Origin of the sequence: Prosthecobacter dejongeii, from assembly GCF_014203045.1 — a bacterium.
Lineage (GTDB): Bacteria > Verrucomicrobiota > Verrucomicrobiia > Verrucomicrobiales > Verrucomicrobiaceae > Prosthecobacter > Prosthecobacter dejongeii.
The window spans coordinates 1-18,445 of the sequence record NZ_JACHIF010000003.1 but is presented as its reverse complement, the minus strand read 5'-3'; the positions used below and the strand labels follow the sequence as shown (position 1 = coordinate 18,445).

Below are 18,445 nucleotides of genomic sequence, written 5' to 3'. Positions count from 1 at the left end.
CGCAAAGGGTGCGCCCTGGAGGGGCGCGAGAAGCCCACCCCCACTTTCCCGCCCGCCCCTCCACTCCCACAGCGCCGAAGGCCATTCGACGGAGCGCGAATATCCTATTCGCCTAACCTTCCCAGCGCGCACAGACCTCTCCCCCGCCGTCGTTCGCCTCACTTGCCCCACGCTTTCAGATCTCGTTCGGATGGGGGCGGACGGGGCTGCCTTGGGGCGAACGCATCACTCGGAGAGTGATGAATACTGTACTCCCGCAGACGCACACTCCCCACTTGACTCGCATTATGCACCCATCCTCGCCTAACCAATCATGATTCTACCCTCTCCCAGAAACACCCCAACTGTCAATCCTGTCAATCCTGTCGAAAAAAACCGCACCCCACACGCCCCCACCCCCGTTCGCCCCAAACAAGCCCCCTCAAAACACCCCCACTTCCTCCTTCCAACTTCCCCTTTCTCGGCTTACCTCCCCGCCCCCTTTTCCGCTTCCCGCTTCCCGCTTTCTGCCCCCCTCCCCCTTATGTCTGTGGCCGCCTCCATCCCCCTCACGGTGAACCAACGCGCCACGTTGGAAGCCTTTCTCCAGGAGGTGCCCTCACACATCGCCACCCGCGCCATCGGCCTCATGCGGGAGCGCGCCTTGCGCAGCGTGCAGGCCACCCCGCTGGGTCTCATCGCCAAGGTGCAGGGGGATCAGCTTTTCAATGTCACCTTGCGCTTCACCGACATCGGCCTGACCCCGGCCTGCTCCTGCGACAGCGGCCCGCGCTGCGCCCACACCGTCACCCTCATGATGGAGCTGCGCAAACACGCCCCCACCCTCACCCCCGCCGCGCCGAAGCCCGTCCCACACAGCACCAGCAGCCCCACTGCAGATCGCGACCGCAGCCCTCTCCCCACCACCACCGCCACCCCGCGGCCCGATAGCCCCGCACGCACCGCAGGCGGGGCAGGCGGGTCGCCCCACGGATCCACCCCGAGCCCAGACGGAGAGTCCACGGCCACGTCTGCCCCTGCGCGCACGCTCGGCAGTGCCCCCAGTGACCCGCCCACCGCGCCCAGCCTGGCCGCCCAGGTCACCGCCTTGCTCAGCCAGCCGCTCACTGCCGCCGCGCGCACCGCCCTGCTCACCGTGGAGCCGTGGTGGGTGAACCGCGTGCCGAAGATCGAGCAAGCCACCCTCCTCCAGGCCTGCGGCCGCACCGCCTGGGGTTACCAAAAGATCACCCTCTGGCCCACCGGCCTGCCGCCAGGCACCGTGGCAGAGTTCCTCACCTGCCTAGCCCTGGCGCTGAAAAAACACGGCGCGCAGTTGCCAGATCCCCTGCCCACCCTCGTCACCCCCGCGCTGGAAAAGCAGCTCACCACCCGCTGGCAGCAGCAGCAGGCCGTGCAGGAGTGGAAAACCTTGTTAGGCCAGTGGCAGGAGGTGGAGCTGGAGGATGACCTGCCCGAGCCCGGACCCGAATTGCGCCTGATGCTCCACCGCGCCGGCGCCAGCATCCAGGCCCGCCAGCCCGATGAGGCCGACTACGGAAAGATCAGCCTGAAGGCCCTGCGCGAGCTCTGCCAGCCCCCGCCCAGCCGCAGCGGCCCTGGCAGCAGCAGTGCGGACACCCCCCCGCGTCTCAGCCCCGGCTCCGCCCTCGTCCTCAAAGCCTTCCAGGACCCCTACGGCAAGCTCACCGGGCCCGAGATCCCACCCCTCAGCGAAGCGCTGAACCGCTGCCTCACCCACCTGGCGAAAAACCCCGACCTGCTGCGCGAACACGCCGCCACGGAGGAAGGCCACCCCCTCCACCATGTGGAGGAGGCCCTCACCTGGCAGCTCACCGGCCCCCACACCCCCACCGGCCACTACCACCTGCACCTGCGCACCGCCGCCGGCACCGTGCCAGAGCCCCCCGTGGCCCTACTGCCCGGCAGCCCCACACGCTACATCACCGCCCAGGCCATCTACCCCCTGGCCTACTGGCCCTTTAAAAATGAGCGCCCCGCCTGGCCCATGGCCATCCCCGCCGCCGCGCTGGAAAGCCGCGAAGGCGTGAACGCCCTGGCCAAACTGGGCGTGGCCCTGCCCCCCACCCTGGCCCCCCGCGTGCAGCGCGTGGAGGCCCACATCCACCTCCAGGCCCAGATCCACCGCCCCAGCAGCAGCGCGGGGGATCACCTCCGCCTCCAGGCCCTGGCCACCTTTGACCAGGCCGAAATCCCCTGCACCTGGAATGGCCGCCGCTGGGTGCCCCACTACCGCGCCGCCGCCCACGCGCCCGATGCCCCCACCCCCGGGGCCGACACGCTCATCCAGGTGGATAAATCCGCCCTGTCCCCCGCCGCCGCCTGGCTGCGCCAGATGCCCCTGCGCCCCAGCGCCGATGCCCCCGGCCAGGTGGAGCAAAAACTCACCGGCCGCGACTGGCCAGAAACGGTGGCCGCCTGGCTCACCCGCCGCCCGCCCGGCCTCACCGTCCAGCTCGATGCCGAACTGGCCAGCCTGCGCGACGGCCACCTCAGCGGCCACCTGCGCCTAGACCTCGAACAAGCCTCCACCGGGCTCGATTGGTTTGACATCACCGTCGCCCTCGACGTAGGCGCCCACACCCTCACCCCCGAGGAGCGGGACCTCCTCCTCCGCGCCCAGGGCAGGTGGGTCAAACTCCCCACCCAGGGCTGGCGGCGGCTGGATCTCCACCTCACCGCCGCGCAGGAGGCCGACCTAGCCACCCTCGGCCTCAGCGCCCGCGACTTCACCGGCCAGCCCCAGCGCCTGCACGCCCTCCAGCTCCAGGCCCTCGCCCACGCCCCCACCGCCCTCCTTCCAGCCGAGGCCACCACCCGCATCCAGCGCCGGCTCGAGGACCTGCACACCCGCGTCACCCCCGCCCAGCCCGCCACCATCCAGGCCACCCTCCGCCCCTACCAGACCCAGGGTTTCCACTTCCTCGCCTACCTCTCCACCAACCACTTCGGCGGCGTGCTGGCCGATGACATGGGCCTTGGCAAAACCCTCCAAGCCCTCACCTGGATCGCCTGGCTGCGTGCCGAACAAAAAGCATCGCACCCCATCCTCGTCATCTGCCCCAAGTCCGTGCAGGACAACTGGCGCGCCGAAGCCCACCGCTTCTACCCCGACCTCCGCGTCACCGTGTGGGACCGCCGCAGCGCTGGCAAAACCGGGCTGGATGATACCACCGACCTCCTCGTCATCCACTACGCCCAGCTCCGCCAGCATGAGGCCGCCCTCACCGCCCGCCCCTGGGGAGCCGCCATCCTGGATGAAGCCCAGGCCATCAAAAACCCCACCTCCCAGAGCGCCCGCGCCGCCTGCGCCCTCCAGGCCCAGCACCGCCTGGCCCTCACCGGCACCCCCATTGAAAACCGCCTGCTGGATCTCTGGTCCATCTTCACCTTCGCCATGCCCGGCATCCTCGGGAACCGCGCCAGCTTCACCCGCCACTTCGATGCCAGCGAAGACCCCCTCGCCCGCCGCCGCCTCGCCGCACGCACGCGCCCCTTCCTGCTACGCCGCACCAAAAAAGAAGTCGCCCCCGACCTCCCCGACCGCATCGAGGAAGACCTCCTCATCGAAATGGAAGGCCCCCAGGCCCGCCTCTACCAGGCCGAGCTGAAACGCGCCCGCGCCCAGCTCCTGAAGGTCGAAACCACCCGCCAGCTCGACCAGGCCCGCTTCAGCGTCCTCACCAGCCTCCTCCGCCTCCGCCAGATCTGCTGCCACCCCCGCCTCATCGGCCTCAACCCCGAGGGCGACCCCGCACCCCGGCCTAACCGCAAGTCCAGCAAAAAGGCCATCGCCGCAGCCCCCTTAGACACCGACCCCGCCGCCGAACCCGCCGAACCCGAAAGCGCCAAACTCCAGGCCCTGCTCGAGCAGCTCGAACCCATCATCGAAGAAGGTCAAAAAGCCCTCGTCTTCTCCCAGTTCGTCCAGATGCTGCACCTCATCCAGGAGCAGACCGAAGCCCAGGGCTGGACCACGTTTATTCTCACCGGCGACACCGAAGATCGCGGTGCCCTCGTCGCCGCCTTCCAGGCCCACGAAGGCCCCGCCGTCTTCCTCATCAGCCTCAAAGCCGGCGGCTCCGGGCTCAATCTCACCGCCGCCAGCTACGTCATCCTCTATGATCCCTGGTGGAACCCCGCCGTCGAAGCCCAGGCCATCGACCGCACCCACCGCATCGGCCAGCAGCAGACCGTCATCGCCTACCGCCTGCTCATGAAAGGCAGCCTGGAGGAAAAAATACGCCTCCTCCAGCAGCAAAAAGGCGCCCTCGCCCAAGACCTCCTCGGCGAAGAAACCTTCGCCCAAACCCTCACCCTCCAAGACTTCCACTTCCTCCTCAGCGAAGGCTAAAGCCCCCAAGGAGTGAGGCCATCCTGGCCTCATCGCCAGCCCCCTCGTAGCCGCCTGCGCCAGCAGGTGGTCCCTGAAGCTCGAAACCACGCCAACACCCCGTCCGCCCCACCCGTCTCGAAAGGAGCGCGGACACTCCTGTCCGCAACGTTCGCCCCAACCAAGCCCCGTCCGCCATGGAGCGCACGCATCTTGCGTGCTGAGTTCTGCGTCCTCGCAGAACTCCCATCTAACGCCCCGTCCGCCCCCTTGCACACCTCCCCAATCGCCCTGGAAGGGCGAGAGCCATTAGCCGGGGGTGAAAGGAGCGTAGCGACTGAGAACCCTCGGACACCCGCCTAACTAAAAACGCGTCCACACTCCGCCGCGCCCTGGAGGGGCGCGAGAAGCCCACCCCCACTCTCCCGTCCACCCCTCAACTCCCACAGCGTCGAAGGCCATTCGACGGAGCGAGAATATCCTATTCGCCAAGCCTTCCCAGCGCCCCCGGATACCTCCTCCGCCGTCGTTCGCCTCGCCTGCCTCCCGCTTTCAGGGCTCGTTCGGATGGGGGCGGACGACACGCACTGCGGCGAACGGCATCACTCGGAGAGTGATGAATACTGTACTGCCACAGACGAGTCCACCCAGCCTGACTCGCTCAATGCACCGGGCTTTGAGCCTAACCAATCATGATTCCACCATTTCCATCATCGTCCTCGACCCGCTAAACCAAGAAACCCCATTGATTTCCCTAACCACCACGGCCACCTTCCCCCACGCGCCTCTGACTGTGGTGATGAAGTCGGGCTCCCCTGCTGTCAGCGTCATCACACTTCCTTTTAGAGGCGCCCCCCTCACCGCGCCACCTGCGGCTGGCTATTCACCATGTTCATGAGGCGTTCCTGCTGGCGATCCGTCGGCGGGATCAGGATCACATCCACCGGGTGCACGTAGCCCGCTGCATCGCGCAGAAAGTTCTTCGGCAGCGCATCGCTGGCCACCAGATCCCGAAACTCATGCAGGTAGGCCCCATCGTAGGCCTTCAAAAAACCGTGCGCACGCATCACGTGATCGATCTCCTCCTGGCTCGGGTGCGGTCCCGGCGTGGGGTGCGTGCGGTACCACGGCTGAGTCGTCAGCACCCGCGGCCCCACCTCCCCCGGCAACTGCACCTGGCCGAGAAACCGCCACGCATCGGCAAACAATTCGTTAGACCACGCCAGCCGCTGCGCATACCCGCGCAGGCCCAGCTTCTCCGCCCCGTGCTGCCCCGGCCAGGTCGCCTTCACCGCCAGGTTCGGCCCCGCCAGGAACCACGCGTGATGCTCCGTCCCATGCAGGCGCGGCAGCCCCGCCAGCGTTTGGCAGACGGCCCGCGCAGACAGCAGCGGCAGGGGGCGCCCGTCCAGGCATTCACGCGGATCCAGCGCCCCGGCCCAGTCCACCTCGCCCGCGCTACCCACACCCTTTGTCACACCTTCGGTTAGGTAAAAACCCACCTCCAGAGCCGCCAGCGCCGGGTCCACCACCGTCGGCTGCCCCGCCTGCACCCCCAGCGCCTGCAGCGCCACCTCCAGAGCCACCCCCTGGGAGGCCGCCAGCCGCTGCGATAAGCTGCCCATAGAAACCTTCATATCCCCCTCCCCTACAGGCACTTCCGCCACCCTTCAAGGCCAACCCACCGGGAACTCCTCACGGCCACACCCCCACATGGCAGGGGATGCCGCGCTGCACCAGCGGAGGACTCATCAACTGCGCATCGTTATGATGCGTCTGGCACTTCGCCGCCAGGTGGATCAGCGCCGCGTGGTCATGGCGCACCCGCCGCACCTCCTCCGGCGTCAGGCGATAGCACTCACTCACCGTCATCCCACTCGCCCCCGTCGGCAGCAGCACCACGATGTCCAGATAAAACTCCCGCGAGATCAGATCGCACGCCAGAGAGAACTGCTCGTTCCAAAACACCTTCAGCACTCGCGCATCCCGCAGCCCATCCCGGCTGGGGTAGTGGTTGATCAACGCCCCGCCCCGAAACCCCTCCGGCAGGCAGGGCTCCCCCCGGGGTAACACCGGCGGCTCCGCCAGACGCGCATCCTCCAGCCGCGCGCGACACCGCCCCGCCATCGCCTCCCGCGCCGCCGCATCCACCGTCAAAAGATCAAACTCCTCCGCCGTTAGCGCGTAATGCTCGCTCGACTGTACATTCCCATCGAACACCGGAATGCAAAGGTACCGCAGCCCCGTCTCCAGATCCCGATCCAGCGAAAGCATCTCATCTTTAAACGTGTGAAGCGGGCGAAAAAACATGCCCCTCACCGTAACCCGCCCACCCCCACTGTCCAGCCCCATGGGCCAGTACAGTATTCATCACTCTCCGAGTGATGCGTCCGCCCCAGCCAAGCCTGTCCGCCATGGAGCGCACGCGTCTCGCGTGCTGAGTTTCGCGTCCTCGCGGAACTCCGTTCTAACGACCTCTCTCTCCCCCTTGCCCGGTCCCTGAGAAGAGCGCGGAGATTCGCTTCGCGGCTTCGTAACTTCTCCGCATCGTCCGCCGCCACCAAGCCCTTCCGCGCCCACCCCCACCCCCACACCCGCGTCCGCCCCCTCTCCCGCCCCGGAGGGGCGAAAGCCATGAGCCGGAGGTGAAAGGAGCGCAGCGACTGAGAACCCCCGGACACCCGCCTAACAAAAGACACGTCCAAAAGCGTAGCGCCCTGGAAGGGCGCGAGAAGCCCGCTCCCACTCTACCGTCCACCCTCAACTCCCACGACTCCGCAGGCCTACAAACGGAGCGCGAATATCCTATTCGCCTCACCTTCCCAGCTCCCACAAACACCTCCCCCCGCCCTCGTTCGCCTCACCAACCGCCCGCATTCAACGCTCGTTCGCATGGGGGCGGACGAAGCCGCACTAGGCCGAACGGCCTCACTCGGAGAGTGATGAATACTGTACTCCCTCAGACGCGCGCTCCCCCACCTGACTCACGTCATGCACCAGGCTTTGAGCCTAACCAACCATGATTCTACCCCTTTCCGCCCCTTCCGTGGTTGTCCTCCCTGACCATCCCGCGTCCGGGATGGGACGACAATGCACGAACCCCCAGCGAGCGGACATCTTCTTGCCCCACGTTCGCTCTGTCCCCCGATGCCGGAGGCATCGCAGCGGGTAGCCGGGGGTAAGTGAGCCCCGGCGACCGCACCCCTGGTAAGTCCAAAAAGCACCCGCACTCAAAGTCGCATCCTGGAGGGATGCCAGCGGTGCGCCCTCGGTCTAAACCCCCCCAGGGAAATCGGGGATAGATCGGCCTTTCTCGCGCCCCTCACGGACTCCCCCAATTGCGACGTGTTGTTTCGACGTGTTGTTTGTTAGGCGCGAGTCCAGGGTGTCCCGCTCACCAAGCCTCGCTCCACCCCCGGCTACCCTCTTTCGCCCCTCCAGGGCGCACCTTGGGCGTGGGTGTCCTGGAGGCCCCGTTCGCCGTACAGTATTCATCACTCTCCGAGTGATGCGTCCGCCCCCACCCAACCCCTCGCCCGCCTCTTGCACATCCCCGTGTCCTGGAAGGGCGCGAGAAAGCCGCGTCCGCAGATCCCGCATAAGCACCTCTCACCTCACACCCACCGCCGCAGCACCGCCCACATTTCCATCCCCACCGGGTCCACCACCTGCAGCAGATCCCTCCGCCCCTTCATCCCCGGGCGACTCGCCGGCCGCTTCGCATCCGTACTGCGCGTATACGGCGCACAGGCGACTAACAATAAGCATGGCAACAACCTCAGGACGAGATTTTTAAAAAGCATGCCAGACAGGAGGACCACACCCAGCCACCTGTCAATGCCCGCCCGCCAAGCAGCGTGAGCACACGCCTCATTCATCCCCGCTGAAAATCAAAGGTCCTGCGGAGCATCCGCACCGGGTTTTACACCCCCGGTCGCAGGTCTCCGCAGGACTGGACGCTTAGCGCCACAAGGGATCTTTACCGCACAGCGAATTCCTGGCTCTTGCGCTGGATAGATAATTGGGGGGCGATCAGCTTTTTCTCACCCTCCTTTTCCATGAGATGCACGGGAGGGAGAGGCTGTGGGGCCACCAACGGCTCTTGCGGCTTGGTCGGCGTCGCCCTGATGTTGTCCCCCTGCGGGGCGATCAGCTTCTCGACCCGCTTGGTCCGCATGCCATTGACGGGCTCCATCTGCGGAGCCAGAAGCTTCTGGGGGCTGCCTTTCGGCGATACCGAAGCCCGCCTCTTCAGCGAGCCTGATTGCGCCTCCAGTGCGTGCTGCAGGACATCTGCCTGCATCGTTTTGACCGCAGGCTGGTTATCGACATGCCAGGCACCGCCCGGTGCATTGACCATGTCCGTGATGGCCTGCCAGGCATCTGGGATGCCACGTCCGTCCTCTGACCGCCAAACCTGGATGAAGAGGTGCGCATCAGCGGTCATATTGACCACGGCACCCCGGAAAGCGTAATCCAGGATTTCACGATCAGCCATGCCATAGATATAGGCGACACAGATTTTCTCGGTCAGATTCAAACAGGCCAGCGTGGAGCGGCGGACACGCTCGATCTCGGCGATCGTCAGCGTGGCTTTCTTGTCCTTCGGCAGGAATGCCTGGCGCACATGGCCCGGAATGTTTGCCAGCAGTTTTTCGTAGCTGTGGGTGTCGAGGGAGCTGGCGGTGATGAACAGCTTCAGCCAGTCAGCGTAGCTCTGGCGTTCCTCTGGCGAGGCATTGGACCACTGGGCAGGATAAGAGCTGAGCCACTTCATCAGGCGTTTGAAGTCATGATTGACCTCCGCAGTCAAGACACGCTCCCAGTCATCCCAGAGCGAGTGAGCGCGTTCGCGCTGAGCTTGGAGGGTCTGCGCTTTCAGTTCAGCGACCCATTGGACCTGTGTCATCTGGAAGGTGCGCACCTCCAGACCAAAGGCAGCAATGGCCACCAGGAGAGTCAGATGCGGCAACAGACGGTGGATTTTCAGGAGCTTTTTCATCACGATCACGGTTTTTGATTTACGATTTTTGATCTCGTCAGTCCGGGCGGCTGGAAGGCATACCCGGTTGCTGACACCGGAGTAAATCGGCAGCAAATTCTTAAGTGGTAGCGAAATGCGATTGCCTTCGGATTCGCCGAATCCCAGATTCGGATTCGCATGCCTACCGACAAATTGCTTGACCTATCCCCGCTTCAAATCCGGGCCTTTCTCCTATGCGCTTCGGGTGTCAGCCAGAAAGAAGTGGCCAAAAGATTGGACCGGACACCTGCAACCATCTGTGAATTGCTGCAGGATCTGGCGGAAACCTTCCTCCCCAAATCTGACTTCGTCAACCAACCTGGAGCGACAAACAAAAAGAAACGCAACCCTTTGTTTAAAAGAGACTCGGCACTATCCAAAAAGGGAGAATGGGTGCGCGAGATCCTCCATGAGGTGGATACCGCGTTTCGCAATCTGGAAAATCAGGTCTCTCCAAACCGCCTGTCGCTCGGCTTTACCAAATCATGCACCGGGCTGATGGATGCTGCGTTGCCAGCCCTAGCCCAAGCCCTGCCTAACATTCAGTATGAACTGATTTCCGATAGCAGCCAGGTGCTGGCAAAGGCGGTGGTGTCCGCCCGGATTGACGCCGCCATCGTGCTGGATGAGGTGCTCAAACGCGAAAGCGCCGAAGCCAAGCAGAAATGGGGGTATGATCCGCTTCTCAGCGCCGGGGGTTTTGCTCAGAAATCACGTCTTTATGTATCAGCTCTCGCGGATCCGCTCGGCAAAGATTCATCCACGGACAGGCAGCTCAACAATGACCAAACGCGCAAATTGTTCAGCGATAAGACGATCAAGTGGGCCTGGTATCATCACAAGTACCTGCCCGACTTGTTCGGCCAGATCACCCAATACAGCACGAACCTACAGGGCAAAGGCTTTGCCATCGCCTACCCCCTCCATGATCAGGAGAGCCTGTACGGCTGCATCATCGCCAACAAGGGTATGGCCATCCTGCCTGAGGCTGTCGCCCTGAGCAGGTACCCCGGGATCGTGGGCTATGACCTGCCCAACAATTTTCCCGTGTGGTCCTACAATGTCATCCGGCACCGGAGCAATGCCCACCCTCATGTTCTGAGCACCTGCGACACCCTGGTGCAATGCGGCAAGGGCAATTCATCCGCGACTCAATAACTAGGCTCTAGCGCCTTGCTGAATCCAGGCATCATCCCCCCAAAAAAAACGGCAAAGGTTTCATGACCTGCGCCACATTTCGGCGGGAGGATAGCTCATGGAAATCCCATGTGGTCTGTGCCCCGCCTTGCCCTGTTTGTGCGTCCACCAGAGGAGGCAGGCCATAGATGCAGGACAATGAGCTTCTTCCAGATCCCCCTCAATCGCCGACAGCTCAGTCAACCAAAAGCGTCTGTAGAATGGAGCTCCGCACCGGACGGGTCAAACGCACCCAACCTAACAAAAAGCATCATAACAGTATTTCAAAGAACACAGATCACAGCAGGCCGCCCAACCCCATCTAGAAGCGAACGGCCATGAATCCAGCATGATCAAAAAAACCTCCCCCGCGAACTCATTCAGCCGCAGCCGCCACGAAGATCTCATCCAAAAAAGTCCGCATCGCCTTCCAAGATCTCGCGTCCGCCAGCGCATGGTAAGCACTCCCCGTCGAAGCATCATTCCCCGCCTTCTTTTGAGTAAAGCTATGCACCGGCCCACTGTAAGAGACCAACTGCCAGTCCACCTGCGCCGCATTCATTTCCTTCTCAAAATCCGCCACCTGCGCCAGCGGCACCACCGGATCCACTCCCCGCGCTGTCTCTCCACCCCGCCTTTTCGTTGCGGTCGGTGATGCGTTCTTTATCTTGAGCGTCACCTTCCCCCCACCATGACGGATCCATCCATGACACCTGAGGCGCGGGGGGCGTATGAGGAGGCGCGGCGGCGGATGGAGGTCTGCCGGGGGCTGGGGGAACGGGGGACGAATCTGAATCTCGACTCGCTGGGGCTCACGGAGTTGCCGACGGAGATCGGCCAGCTCACGGCGCTGAAGTTTTTTTCGGCGAACGGAAACCGCCTCGCCTGCCTGCCGCGCGAGATCGGCCTGCTCACAGACCTGGAGGTGATCTTCTTGCTCAAAAATCGGCTGACCACGCTGCCGCCAGAGATCGGGCGGCTGACGAAGGTGGATCAGCTCTACCTGGGCGAGAATGCGCTGACGGAGCTGCCGCCAGAGATTGGCCAGCTCACGCGCCTGTGGCGGCTGCACCTGTGGGGAAATCAGCTCACGCGGCTACCGCCCGAGATCGGCCAACTGAAACGGCTCATGGAGCTGAGCCTCAATGACAATCCCCTCACCGACCTGCCAGCGGAACTCTGGGGACTGACCGGGCTACGCACCCTGTTCCTGGACAACATCGGCCTGGAGCACCTGCCGCCCGAGATTGGAAACCTGACCTCGCTGGTGAAGCTGTACCTGAAGCGCAATCGCCTCACCACCCTGCCGCCCGAGGTGGGCCAGCTACCAGAGCTGCGGAGGCTCATCCTCACCGGCAACCCACTGACCTCCGTGCCCGAGGAGCTTCACCAGATACCCGGTCTGCAACTGTAAGCCGCGACTGGCCAGGCCCCGCTAAGGTCACCTGACGGATGGAAAGGCGATCCGGCCTAACCAAAAGAAATGAACGCTTGAGGGGAGAGGCCGAAGAGCCAAACTTTGAGCGGTCTTAAAAACGATCCTAGAGGGCGACTCATCGCCCCAAGCTCTGCAAGCAGGCCCCTGGGCCTCGCCGCTGCCTCTCCACTCAGGGGATCACCTCCAGGTCTTCCTCCATGAGGGTAAAGGTGAATTGACGCGTTTGCGGGTCTTGTATCGTCTGGCCCTCATTGTCGAAGAACTCCACCTCATACCCAGGTGGGTCTGCATCGTAAACCATGACGACCGCTCCCGTGGTGCCCACAGGAATGGGATAAGGGGCGATGCTTCTCTTCAGCCGCACGCAGGCTAGGTCTTCGATCATCGGTCACGTGGTGTAAAAAGGTTATCGCCCACCGCAAAGGAACCTAGGGGTACTGACTCCAGAAGCGTGGCACGTCAAAATAGGGTTCGCCTCTTCATTCGCAAGGGCGCAAACAGCCCCTCAAAAAATACCCTCATCGCCCCCAGCCTCATCTCAGGCTGCGTTTAGCTTGCCCCCCTTTCTAGAAGCCACCCACGCGCACCGGCTGCATCCCCTTTCATTTTCATCCCTTTTGTTAGGCGTAGGTTTCTTCATTGACCTTCCTCGCGGCATCGGTAGGGTCTTCTTGCGCCATCCGTAAGCGGGGTTCCACGCTCTGTCTCCCCAGGAGGTATCGTGAACCAACAGCCCTGCGGGTGGCGCACTACCCTTGCCCCGTCCTGGCTGCGTGGGGAAAAGCCCCTTCACCTTTGCCAGTACTCCGCCACCGCCGCCACCCACGGCTCCCAGGTCAGCTCCGCCGTACCGGGTGCAGAGGTCCAGGGCAGTTCTTGGTCTGGAGACAGGATCTTTCCCTCACGCCCCATCAACCACAGTTGGGAGTCATCCCACACGAGCGGCATGGACTCCACCGTGAAAAACCGAGCTTCACGACTGAACATGGAACGAGTCATTTTTAAATTCATGGAAGGGATGAAAGCATCAGGCCTAACTCAAGGTGTGTCTTCGTGCGTGGCCGTGCTGCTAGCGCTGAACATGAGCACGCTGCCAATCTGCTGCCGCTGGGGCGAAGCTGCCCCTGTGGGCAAAGAATAGGTGATGCGGTCTAATCCGCCCCATTTTTTTCCTCTAACTTCCGAATCATAAATAATGCCTTCCAACTCTCCTCGCTCTGATTTTTCAATCGCGGATGCTGTGAGCACTGCTCGGCGTAAAGTCGATACTCCGACGCCAGATGTTCCGGGATCTCCCAGAACGACCGCTTGATCGAAGTCGTCTCGGGTAAGTTCCCTTCCAGTGGCGTCAATGAATCGCTCATGGGCAAAATCATACCGCCAATCCCGGGCCTGGGCAACGGCTTTGAAAGCGTTGGCCATCTCCACCTTCGCCATCGCGGTCAGGTTCGCTTCATGGTTGCCTTCTGCCCAGGGCACTCCTTGGTCAGGATGCACGCTGAGGTGCTGGGTGGTGCCCCAGCGCAGGGCGCTAGCCATCAGATTAGACGTGCGCCGGGTGTCATTGATCCAGGTCAGGCCAGAGGGGTCGCTGCGTACTTTTTTGCCGTTGTTATGAATCCAGTCCAAGGCGGCCTGGTAGAGCTGAGAGCCGCCACCCCTGACCTCCCCAGCCGAATCCGCATCCATGGAGCTGATGTAGGGCGTCGCTGTCTTCACTTCACGAATGTCCAGAAACCCGTTTTTACCTTGGAGGCGGATGTAGCTGCCGTAGTCATGGGCCGTGACTTTCATGCCTGGCTCAGACACGGCTTGGGCGATGTCATGAAGGTCCGCACTGCTGGTGCGGCCATACTGGAAAGCATCGTCAAATTGGGTAAACGCCTTCCAGGCTCTAGCCAGGCTATTGCCATGGGGCTGGAGGTTATGGGTGTCCGCTCTCTGGCTGTAGCTTGTAGTCCCTAGAGTCTGTTCACTCACAGGGCGGAGGGCGGCGTTACGAGCGCGGATTTTCAGATCATTGACCTGGGTTTCAAAGCTGCGGCCCAGCGTCGGGTTCAGGCCCACATGGGCCATGACGTCCATCACCATCTCGCGAAAGGCATCCCACATCTGCCGGGGCAGGCTGTCTTTCTCCAGCAGGCTGGCGTCCTTTTCCGTACGGCGGGCGAACCATTCATAGGCCAGGGCGCTGCGGTCTCCCGCCAGTTTTTGATACTCGGCCTGTCCGGCGATGGCATCCAGCTCGGCCTGGGGGATCTGCGCGCTGAGGGCGGCCCAGCGGCGGGCACGGGGGCTTTCGGCACTGCCTAACAAGATTTGCAATCCGGCGTGACCCACGCGCTCATGCAGCACCACACGGGTGAGGGCCTGCTGGGGATTTTCGCCCGGTAGCAGGCGGGTGTTTTCGGCGATGACGATGCTGTGCCCGGTCTTCCCGTCATGGAAGCCTTCGGCGGTGCGCAGGCTGGCGATTTGCTCTGCGGTGAAGGGATGCTGGCGGGCGTAGTCAGAGGCTAGCAGCTCCTCCACCGTGGTGAAGAGATGCGTGTGCTCATTGACCAGGCCGGGCTGTTTCTGATTTAGAAACCGGGCCGTCTCGGCAAGGGCGGCGGCGAGCCCACCGGACCCTCCGGATACGGCGTCACCCACTCGCCTTTGCGGTAGGCCTCCAGCGCTTTCCGATGGTCGGCTATAGTAAAGACGCCGTGCCACCGACACCAGCCGCTCATCTGGTTTCCCACTTTGCGCCCTTCCGGTGTGTCCTCCCGGATCCGTGTGTAGAGATCGAACGCGCTCCCCGGATCGTCCTCGCTGTAACGCGGATCCGGTGACAAGGGCCCTAAGAAGTGTAGTCGCGCCAACTCCACTAGCTCCGGGTTCCAATCGGTCCACGAGAGATTCGAGAGTTGTGTCGGTAATGGGGGTCCCGGTATGGCCATCAAGAATATTATCCGTCGCCAGATCGTGTGTCAAATGGCTGAGGTCAATGCCCCGAGCCTGGGCCTCCTGCATGACGTAGGCGTGCTCGGCCCTGAGAAGAAGGGCCAGGTTATGATCGTGGTCTCCAGGTTTCCAGCCAGGGACTTCGGTCTTGATCGCCCGAGTGGCTGCGTCCTTATAAGTAGCTAGGCCATTGAGGTGCTGGGTGGTGCCATGGCGCAGGGCGCTGGGCAGGTGGGCCTGGGCGTTTGAGCTGGCCCAGGGTGCCCAGCACACCACGCACGCGGGTGCCTACGGTAGCCAGCCGGAATTAGCCTAACTACTGATTGCTCAATGACGAGAAGGCTGGCAGTTTAACATGAAGCCAGACCAAAGGAGAAATGAAGATGCCTCCACTTCCCCCAGCCGTTTCACATGCTGCAATAATCCATGATGGGGTCGTACTCCATCGGCTCGTTTAGCTTGTTCTCGCGAGCTTTTTTGAGAGCTTCCCTGATTTCTTCCAACGTCATTTCCACGGGGCTTCCCTGAGGCCCTTTGAATGGTTCAAAATTATTGGCGGCTAGCGCGTCATGCAACTTTTTCATCCTTTCATCCGCTAAGCGTTCGCGTTCTGGATCAATGCCAGAGGGGAGCTTTTCCCAAGGTTCGCGTTGTGGTTCTTCTTCAGACATAACAAGGAGAGGGTTGAGTTAAATTTCGTTAGGCCATTTTATCACACCTGTTTTGGCAGAGCAAGTGGTGGAAATAGCTTTCATGCGCAGGTTGGGATGGCTGGGATGAAGATGCTTCATTTCCCCTCAGACAGTTCCAGGATGCGGGATTTCAGGTCGTCCGTCAGGGTGGTTTGGTGTGACTGGGTTTCGAGGTACTGGCGGGCATGCTTCACGGCCTGCTGCTGCAGCTCCTCCATGGATTGGGTGTAGCGTTTGCTCTTGAGCTCGGCCAAGCTGCTGGGGCGTGCGGCGAAGTTTTCATGGTCAATGACCTTCACGCTCACTCGTGGGTCTGCGGCGTAGTGGGCCGCCAGTTCGTAGAGGGCCTGCTGGGCGCGCAGGTGAGTGGCTGCCACGACGGCGGCAGGGACGATGCGGCCATTGTCCTTATCCATGGCCCGCGTGATGCTGTTTTCCACGGCCTTCATCAGCGGCTGGTGGATGTACTGGAGGGTCACCCGATGCCCTTTAGCGAGGGCTTGATTCATCAGCTTAATGCCCCGTTTCGAATCTGCCATGACGGTGTCAAAGACGATTCGTCACCTTTTGTTAGGCATTCAACTTCTCCGGCCAGATCTCCAGGTCAATTTCACTCACAGTAAAAACAAACAATTCACTATGCGGGTCCACGAGGGTCTTTCCGTTTGCGTCCGTGAACTCCACTTCGTAAGCCGGAGGAGAGGAATCGTGAACCATCAAAATCGTGCCAACTGACCCTACAGGAACCGCTGGGCTGGAGATGGGTCGAATGAGTTTAACCAATGAAAGCTCTTCAATCATGTTTTTATGGGGCCGATCCAATGATTCCATCAGGTTATCTGATCTAGCAGACAGTTACTGAAATGATTCTTCGATAACAATATCAAAGACGACTCGCCACCTCTTGTTAGGCCTCTAATTTTTCCAACCAAGGCTCCACATCATCCTCACTCACAGTGAAGGTGGATTCATCAGTTTCAGGGTCTTCCAGTGTTGTCCCTTCTACGTCTATAAACTCTACCTCGTAGGCGGGAGGCGTATCTTCATAAACAATAAGCACCGTGCCAATTGATCCCACCGGAATTGCTGGACTGGATATAGGCCTAATAAGCCTAACTAATGAAAGTTCTTCAATCATGTTTTTTATTTTTTGGCGTGATGGTTACTAACCTAATAACACCGTCTGGATTTTTTATCCAGGTAACTTTGAGAGAAATGATCTTCCCATTGGCTCCCTGAAGGGGGGTCATCTGATCAAACTTTTGTCCATACTTAGTTTTTTCTTTTTCATAAGCAGTGCGAGTATCAAAGATCAACTGGCGGGCCAAGTCATCCGCATTGCTTTGGGTAAAGCCTAACGCGCCTTTGAACCAAACCGATTTGGGACCGCCTACGGCATGCAAAGGATTGCGAAGGTAGGTTTGTAACTTGTGGTTAATGCTGTCCTCGGTCGTACCAGTGAGATGTTTTTTGTCAGCATCGGTTTTTTTGACGGTCAGTTCTTCGCTTCGGTCTTGAGCCTGCTCATTCGTTGGTTTGGCCGGTGACGGCTTAGCAGGTGCGGGAGCGGCGGCTTTAGCGACCAGCACGGGCTGGGCACTGGCATCTCCGGCACGCAGGGCGCGGAGCTGGTCAGTCGTGAGGCCTGTAATAGCAGCGGTCTGGGTTTCACTAAAGTCGTGCGTGGTCCCGTTAATCTTGATGCTGTAAGCTCCGCTGTCCTGACGACTGAGGATGACGACAATCTTTGGGTTTCCGCGTCTGTCGTAACCTGTGATGCCATTCCACAGAGGAGCTTGGGCAGAGTTTTTTCCTACACCTTCAGACAGTGCCTGAGCTCCAGCTTGTTCGATTCCACCCCTCAGGTTAGGCAAAGAATAGGTGATGCGGTCTAATCCGCTCCCAACTCTTCCTCGAGTCTCCGCCTGATGAACAATGCCTTCCAACTCTCCTCGCTCTGATTTTTCAATCGCGGATGCTGTAAACACTGCTCTCTGTAGAGTTGATAGTCCGATGCCAGATGTTCCGGGATCTCCCAAAACGACCGCTCTGTGGAAGTCGTCTCGGGTAAGTTCCCTTCCGGTGGCGTCAATGAATCGCTCATGGGCAAAATCATACCGCCAATCCCGGGCCTGGGCAACGGCTTTGAAAGCGTTGGCCATCTCCACCTTCGCCATCGCGGTCAGGTTCGCTTCATGGTTGCCTTCTGCCCAGGGCACTCCTTGGTCAGGATGCACGCTGAGGTGCTGGGTGGTGCCCCAGCGCAGGGCGCTAGCCATCAGATTAGACGTGCGCCGGGTGTCATTGATCCAGGTCAGGCCAGAGGGGTCGCTGCGTACTTTTTTGCCGTTGTTATGAATCCAGTCCAAGGCGGCCTGGTAGAGCTGAGAGCCGCCACCCCTGACCTCCCCAGCGGAATCCGCATCCATGGAGCTGATGTAGGGCGTCGCTGTCTTCACTTCACGAATGTCCAGAAACCCGTTTTTACCTTGGAGGCGGATGTAGCTGCCGTAGTCATGGGCCGTGACTTTCATGCCTGGCTCAGACACGGCTTGGGCGATGTCATGAAGGTCCGCACTGCTGGTGCGGCCATACTGGAAAGCATCGTCAAATTGGGTAAACGCCTTCCAGGCTCTAGCCAGGCTATTGCCATGGGGCTGGAGGTTATGGGTGTCCGCTTTCTGGCTGTAGCTTGTAGTCCCTAGAGTCTGTTCACTCACAGGGCGGAGGGCGGCGTCGCGGGCGCGGCGTTGCAGGTCTTTGACCTGGGTTTCAAAGCTGCGGCCGAGCGTCGGCTTCAGGCCCACACGGGCCAT

General features: G+C 61.4%; 15 protein-coding genes. 3 read left to right on the top strand and 12 right to left on the bottom strand.

Features of this window, described 5'->3' with window-relative positions:
• Positions 1 to 523: 523 nt before the first annotated feature.
• Entirely contained in the window at positions 524 to 4,375 is a 3,852-nt protein-coding gene (locus tag HNQ64_RS08065) for a DEAD/DEAH box helicase (RefSeq protein WP_184207306.1), read from the top strand.
• 836 nt (positions 4,376 to 5,211) lie between these two features.
• Here the strand turns inward: HNQ64_RS08065 and HNQ64_RS24150 are convergent.
• The 3 genes from HNQ64_RS24150 to HNQ64_RS08050 form a co-directional block, all read right to left on the bottom strand.
• A complete protein-coding gene (locus HNQ64_RS24150) occupies positions 5,212 to 5,991 on the bottom strand; it encodes a hypothetical protein (RefSeq protein WP_184207304.1) in 780 nt (259 codons plus the stop codon).
• A 58-nt stretch (positions 5,992 to 6,049) separates the two neighbouring features.
• Positions 6,050 to 6,664 (bottom strand): hypothetical protein, encoded by a 615-nt coding sequence (locus tag HNQ64_RS08055; protein ID WP_184207302.1) that lies wholly within the window; start codon positions 6,662 to 6,664, stop codon positions 6,050 to 6,052.
• A 1,669-nt stretch (positions 6,665 to 8,333) separates the two neighbouring features.
• Positions 8,334 to 9,356, bottom strand: a complete 1,023-nt coding sequence (locus HNQ64_RS08050; protein ID WP_184207300.1) for a DUF4760 domain-containing protein — start codon at positions 9,354 to 9,356, stop codon at positions 8,334 to 8,336.
• Between the two features lie 159 nt (positions 9,357 to 9,515).
• Here HNQ64_RS08050 and HNQ64_RS08045 point away from each other — a divergent pair, with 159 nt between their 5' ends.
• Positions 9,516 to 10,535, top strand: coding sequence for a hypothetical protein (locus HNQ64_RS08045; RefSeq protein ID WP_184207298.1), 1,020 nt, complete (start codon positions 9,516 to 9,518; stop codon positions 10,533 to 10,535).
• A 394-nt stretch (positions 10,536 to 10,929) separates the two neighbouring features.
• On the opposite strand, the gene HNQ64_RS23895 is transcribed toward HNQ64_RS08045, so the two are convergent.
• Complete coding sequence (locus HNQ64_RS23895) at positions 10,930 to 11,232, bottom strand: dienelactone hydrolase family protein (RefSeq protein WP_221305388.1); 303 nt, start codon at positions 11,230 to 11,232, stop codon at positions 10,930 to 10,932.
• A gap of 12 nt (positions 11,233 to 11,244) precedes the next feature.
• Between HNQ64_RS23895 and HNQ64_RS23790 the strand changes: the two genes are divergently transcribed.
• On the top strand, positions 11,245 to 11,967 hold the full coding sequence (locus HNQ64_RS23790; RefSeq protein ID WP_221305387.1) for a leucine-rich repeat domain-containing protein: 723 nt from the start codon (positions 11,245 to 11,247) through the stop codon (positions 11,965 to 11,967).
• A gap of 193 nt (positions 11,968 to 12,160) precedes the next feature.
• On the opposite strand, the gene HNQ64_RS08030 is transcribed toward HNQ64_RS23790, so the two are convergent.
• The 8 genes from HNQ64_RS08030 to HNQ64_RS07995 all read right to left on the bottom strand — a co-directional run.
• Entirely contained in the window at positions 12,161 to 12,376 is a 216-nt protein-coding gene (locus HNQ64_RS08030; protein ID WP_184207295.1) for a DUF4926 domain-containing protein, read from the bottom strand.
• A 404-nt stretch (positions 12,377 to 12,780) separates the two neighbouring features.
• Positions 12,781 to 12,990, bottom strand: coding sequence for a hypothetical protein (locus HNQ64_RS08025; RefSeq protein ID WP_221305386.1), 210 nt, complete (start codon positions 12,988 to 12,990; stop codon positions 12,781 to 12,783).
• A 39-nt stretch (positions 12,991 to 13,029) separates the two neighbouring features.
• The gene (locus HNQ64_RS08020) at positions 13,030 to 15,210 is read right to left on the bottom strand and encodes a hypothetical protein (RefSeq protein ID WP_184207292.1); all 2,181 of its coding nucleotides are present in this window, start codon (positions 15,208 to 15,210) and stop codon (positions 13,030 to 13,032) included.
• Positions 15,211 to 15,344: 134 nt separating this feature from the next.
• The gene (locus HNQ64_RS08015; protein ID WP_184207290.1) at positions 15,345 to 15,608 is read right to left on the bottom strand and encodes a hypothetical protein; all 264 of its coding nucleotides are present in this window, start codon (positions 15,606 to 15,608) and stop codon (positions 15,345 to 15,347) included.
• A 116-nt stretch (positions 15,609 to 15,724) separates the two neighbouring features.
• Positions 15,725 to 16,186: a zeta toxin family protein gene (locus tag HNQ64_RS08010; RefSeq protein ID WP_343075888.1), complete on the bottom strand. Its 462-nt coding sequence runs from the start codon at positions 16,184 to 16,186 to the stop codon at positions 15,725 to 15,727.
• Between the two features lie 13 nt (positions 16,187 to 16,199).
• Positions 16,200 to 16,430, bottom strand: a complete 231-nt coding sequence (locus HNQ64_RS08005) for a DUF4926 domain-containing protein (protein ID WP_184207286.1) — start codon at positions 16,428 to 16,430, stop codon at positions 16,200 to 16,202.
• Between the two features lie 106 nt (positions 16,431 to 16,536).
• Positions 16,537 to 16,767 (bottom strand): DUF4926 domain-containing protein, encoded by a 231-nt coding sequence (locus HNQ64_RS08000; RefSeq protein WP_184207284.1) that lies wholly within the window; start codon positions 16,765 to 16,767, stop codon positions 16,537 to 16,539.
• On the bottom strand, positions 16,760 to 18,445 hold a 1,686-nt coding region (locus HNQ64_RS07995; protein WP_221305385.1), incomplete at its 5' end, for a DUF6883 domain-containing protein. The genes HNQ64_RS08000 and HNQ64_RS07995, both read right to left, overlap by 8 nt.